The organism is Streptomyces brasiliensis (assembly GCF_014647875.1).
Classification (GTDB): Bacteria; Actinomycetota; Actinomycetes; order Streptomycetales; family Streptomycetaceae; genus Streptomyces; species Streptomyces brasiliensis.
On sequence record NZ_BMQA01000164.1, the window covers coordinates 1 to 4,502 of the forward strand.

Annotated in this window: 3 protein-coding genes and 1 pseudogene; 1 reads left to right on the forward strand and 3 read right to left on the reverse strand. The window is 69.1% G+C overall.

What is annotated here, in order from left to right:
* Nucleotides 1-167 precede the first annotated feature (167 nt).
* The 3 genes and pseudogenes from IEZ19_RS49150 to IEZ19_RS52450 all read right to left on the reverse strand — a co-directional run.
* The gene (locus IEZ19_RS49150; protein ID WP_189317857.1) at nucleotides 168-1,529 is read right to left on the reverse strand and encodes an ABC-2 transporter permease family protein; all 1,362 of its coding nucleotides are present in this window, start codon (nucleotides 1,527-1,529) and stop codon (nucleotides 168-170) included.
* Nucleotides 1,526-2,476: an ABC transporter ATP-binding protein gene (locus IEZ19_RS49155; protein ID WP_189317858.1), complete on the reverse strand. Its 951-nt coding sequence runs from the start codon at nucleotides 2,474-2,476 to the stop codon at nucleotides 1,526-1,528. Before IEZ19_RS49155 ends, IEZ19_RS49150 begins: the two co-directional genes overlap by 4 nt.
* Nucleotides 2,477-2,659: 183 nt before the next feature.
* Nucleotides 2,660-3,433, reverse strand: a pseudogene (locus IEZ19_RS52450) (DEAD/DEAH box helicase); the annotation flags it as partial.
* 41 nt (nucleotides 3,434-3,474) lie between these two features.
* Here IEZ19_RS52450 and IEZ19_RS52455 point away from each other — a divergent pair.
* Complete coding sequence (locus tag IEZ19_RS52455) at nucleotides 3,475-3,999, forward strand: hypothetical protein (protein ID WP_229841723.1); 525 nt, start codon at nucleotides 3,475-3,477, stop codon at nucleotides 3,997-3,999.
* The last annotated feature ends 503 nt before the right edge of the window (nucleotides 4,000-4,502 follow it).

Below are 4,502 nucleotides of genomic sequence, written 5' to 3' on the forward strand. Positions count from 1 at the left end.
CTGCTCGGTGCCGAACTGTGCCGTCGAGGCGACCGCCGTACCGGTGACGCCGAGGGCGACCGCGATACCCGCCGTCACCATCATGGACCGACGGCCGACGATTCTGCCGAAGAGGTTGACCTGCTGCCTCTGCTGGACGCGGCGCTGCCGTGCAACCTGCATGGAAATTATCCCTTCGAGGAGGTGCCGAGCAGTTCGACGTTGCCGTCGAACTGCCAGAGCGGATTTGGGGCGTCTCCGGTCGAAGTCCGCAGCAGGAAGTAGCCGTTCACTTCCTTGGGACCGTCACCGTCCGCCATGAACCGCCCGTCTGAGGTGATGTCGATCTGGTAGATCGCCGTCCCCGTGACTGCGACGCCGGGCAGATGCCAACTGACGACGCACCGCCAGTCGTTGCCTGCGCCCTCCTGGGCTCCCTTGCCTGCGCTTTTGGCGCATGCCGCTGTGGTGCGCAGTTGCGCCTCCGTGACAGCGGGGCGATGCAGTTGGTCGGTCTGCATGCGATAGAGGTGGGCGAAGGCCGTGGCGACGGAGCGCTGGACCTTGCCCGGCTCGATCCCGGAACCCATGGAAGATGTGGATACGGCTATTGCCGCGACGCTGAGTGCGGTCAGCGCCGCCAGCGGCAGCAGCCCGACGGTGAGCGCGCGGCGCCCGGAACCGTCGTAGGCGAGATTGGTGAAGTCCCGCCGCAGGAACAGCACATACGCCAGCACGGTCGCGAGCACCGCCCACACCAGGCTGACCGCGACGGCGCTCAGCAGCGGGGCGAGCTGGGTCGGGCTGGTGAACAGGCCGTTCCAGGAGATGAAGGCGAAACCCGGCAGGGCCAGGCGCACCGCCACAGGCAGTGGCAGCATCTGCGCGACCTGCATGACGATGGCGACCAGCGCGGGCAGCAGCAGTCCCATCGGGGAGCGGCCCAGCGCGATCGAGCCGAGCAGACCGATCCCGGCGAGCGCCAGGGTCGGCGCGAGGGCCGCGACCCAGGCGAGCAGGACCCGCCAGGCCGCGTCGCCCGACGACAGCAGATGCCCGTCGAGGCCTACGAGGGGGTGGTTGCCGACGGTCAGGAGCCCACCGACCGTGCTGGAGACGGCGAGTCCGGCGACCAGCAACAGGATGACGCTGAGGCTGGCGAGCGCCTTGGCCACGAAGATCCTGCGGGGCGAGCGCACCGCCACCAGCAGATGCCGCCAGGTGCCCAGCCGGTCCTCGGAGGCGAAGACGTCACCGGCGACCACGGAGGTCAGCAGCGGCAGCGCCCAGGTCCCCGCGAACCCGAGCATCACCAGCGGCGCGGCCCACCCGGTGGCGTGCATCCAGCGGCCGAAGAGGGTGTCGACGGGCAGGGTGGACTGCTGGGAGACGCCGACGACGAAGACGGCGGGCACGATCCAGCAGGCGAGGACGAGGAGCCGTATCCGCCACTGGGAGACGAGCTTGACGAGCTCGAAGCAGTAGCCGCGGTTGACGGATACGGGGACCGCGGTGATGACCGGCGTCTCAGGGGCGAGGGTCGCGGTCATCGGTCGCTCTCCTGCTGCTCTTGCTGATCGGTCAGGGCGAGGAAGGCGGCCTCCAACGGGGAGACCACGGGGGCGAGTTCACGCACCGCGACCTGCGACTTCACCAGCGCGGAGACGAGTTCGTCGAGCGCGGGCACCATTCCGCGTACGACGAGCAGCTCGTCGTCCTGCCGGGCGGTGACGTCGTCGACGATCCGAACGCCCTCGATCTCGCCCGCGAGTTGGCGGGCGGCCTTCGGGTCGGAGGTGCGCAGCCGGTAGTCGAGTTCACAGTTCTCGGCGGCGAGCTTGCTGGGCGGCCCGCAGAACACGACGCGGCCGGTGGCGAGGATGGTGACCTCGGAGCACAGCGCCTCCAAGTCGTCCATCCGATGGCTGGAGAGAATGACCGTCGTCCCGTCCACGGCGAGCTGATTGAGCACCTGGTGCACCTGCCGCTTACCGGCCGGGTCGAGCCCGTTGGAGGGCTCGTCGAGGATGAGCAGCCGGGGCCGGGTGAGCAGGGCGGCGGCGAGGCCGAGCCGCTGCCGCATGCCGAGGGAGAAGCCGCGTGCTTTGTCATCGGCGACGTCACGGAGCCCGACCTGGGCGAGCACGTCGTCGATGTCGGCCGCCCCCTCGCCCTGACCGCGAAGTCGGGCGAGGGCGGCGAGGTTCTGCCGGGCGGTGAGCGAGGGGTAGAGCCCCGGCCCGTCGACAAACCCGGCGACGCCGTCGGGAGCGGCGAAGGCCCGCCCGACCTGCGTGCCGAGGATTTCGAGTGTGCCGCCGTCGGCGACGGCCAGGCCTAGGAGCAGGCCGAGAAGTGTCGTCTTACCGGCGCCGTTGGGTCCGACGAGGCCATGTATCTGCCCCTGCGTCACATCGAAGTCGACACCGTCGAGTGCCACGACATCGCCGAAGCACTTGCTGATCCCGCGAGCCCGGACTGCGCGGAGTGTGTCCATGAGTCCCTTCCTTCGAAATCCTCATGGACCGTAGAAAGCGCACACAGTCTGGCCACAGAAGATCTACTGAACGCCCAAAGAACGGATCGTCAAGGGATTGGCAAGTTGGAAGGACCAAATAGCTGACAATGCAAGGGACTTGGGCACGCCCGGATGAAACCACCCGTAAGCGCCAGCTTCCACTTCCCCGAGCGCGCGAACGCTGGCGAGGAAGGCGCGGTGTACGTGTCGGCCCGCGGCGTCGATGCCGCCTGCGAACTGCCGCAGTACCTCCCGGCGTTCGGCCACGAGGCGGTCGCCGCACAGCCACGCCGACCACACTCGGTCCGGCGGGACGCGGCGGCCGGTCTCCAGCTCGTAGAATTCCGCCTGGATCGAGATTTCGGCAGACGGTCCGCAGCCGCCAGGTCGTCGTCGGAGGCGTTGGTGGCTGCGGTCTTCGGCAGCTTCTCCGCGAACGCGGCGGCCTCCTCCACCTTCTGGTGGAAAGTCATGACCGTGCGCAGGTTGTACGCTGCCGCGTGCTCCAGGAGCGCAGTCTGCAGCAGGGCCAGGCGCCGGCCCGCAGCGCCTCCTCCGACAGCCCGACCACGGGGGAGGGGTCGCGGATCTCCAGCACGTCGATCTCGAATCCCGCGAGGATGCCCTTCTCGATCGCTTCCGAGAGTCCGAGCTCGGCCAGCCACGGCCCGTAGGTCTCGGAGTCCTGGCGGAAGTCGGCCGGGATACGGGCGTTGTCATGGATCGCCGCCCACGGACGTCCAAGATCACCAGCGGTTCCGTGAGCCTCGTCCATGATCGCGAATCCTCGCGGTCCACCAGGGAGGCGTACGTAGCGAACACGACCACCGGCCCCTTCCCGTCCCACAGGGCGAGCTGGATCGGGTTCGTGGTGGTGCGCACCCCCAGTGACAGCGACGCGGGGGAGGGGTCGGCGTGATGCAGCGTACGGATCGCCGGGCCTGGGGCGCGGCCCGCAGCATGGACGGAGCAGAGGCATGAGTGGCGCCACGGTCAGCGTGGTCTTCGAGGCGTCGTGGGAAGACAACCCGACCTGGGAGGGCAGCAGCGCGCTGTACGCCGACGTGGCCAGGGCGCAGGTGTTCGCGGCTGACGCGTACGTCAGCGAGACGTACGACTTCCTGGATGAGGACGAGGAAGGGCCCGGCGAGCTCGTCTGGCGGCAGAGAGAGGGGTGCTGGGAGCTGTACGACGGCGGGAAGCAGACCCCGGTGTCGATCTACCCGCGCACCGTCCAAGGCGCATCGCAGGTCTCTCCCGCGCAGCTGGAGGCGAGCGACATGACGTTGGGCATGCTGGTCGCGCTGCTGATGCACCTGGGCGGCTCCTACGATCTGCCCGCTGGCACGTTCGCGCCGGACGCTTTGGGCACCGCCGACGGGCACCTGCACGCCGCGACACTCCAGCCGCTCGATAACGGCATGCTGCGCCTGGCGGTCGTGCCGCGCCCGGCCGGCTACTCCGGCGGCATCGTGTTCCCCGACGACGCGCGGAACGGGTGAGCGGCGCGGAGCCGTAGCAGCTCCTGCCATGCATGGTGGCTCGGTCCGACATCGGACCGGGCCACCATTATGTCGGGAAGGAGCGGAGGCAGTTCAGCGGCGCCAGGCGGGCGCGGCGTCACCGCGGCGGCGGTGGGCGGCGCCAGCGCCAGCGTCGGCGTCGGCGCTTTGGCGGCGTCGGCCGGTTCGCTGGTGGTGGCTGCAGTGGCCGTTGCTGGGAGGAGCAGCGGGTTCTGACTGTCCGTACGCTGATACGGCGGGTTTCACAAGGACGCGACGCCCGAGAGCGTCGAGCTGGCGAAGTACCTGCGGGGCCTGGTGAAGCGGGCGGGTAAGACGCAGTGGACGTTGTCAGTCTGGCGACCCCTTTCGGGCGGTCCACATGCCGCCTGTTCCGGGAGAATAGGTCAGCTCAGGGGCGTCGGATCGTGTGGCGAGTGTGTGGAACACGGTGACCACCGTTGCCCGCGGTGCCGGAACCCTCCTGATCAGGACCGTGTGGA

What these genes read in the sequence shown, in the direction of transcription:
- IEZ19_RS49150 (WP_189317857.1), bottom strand. Translation starts at nt 1,529, where the DNA reads ATGACCGCGACCCTCGCCCCTGAGACGCCGGTCATCACCGCGGTCCCC.
- IEZ19_RS49155 (WP_189317858.1), bottom strand. Translation starts at nt 2,476, where the DNA reads ATGGACACACTCCGCGCAGTCCGGGCTCGCGGGATCAGCAAGTGCTTC.
- IEZ19_RS52455 (WP_229841723.1), top strand. Translation starts at nt 3,475, where the DNA reads ATGAGTGGCGCCACGGTCAGCGTGGTCTTCGAGGCGTCGTGGGAAGAC.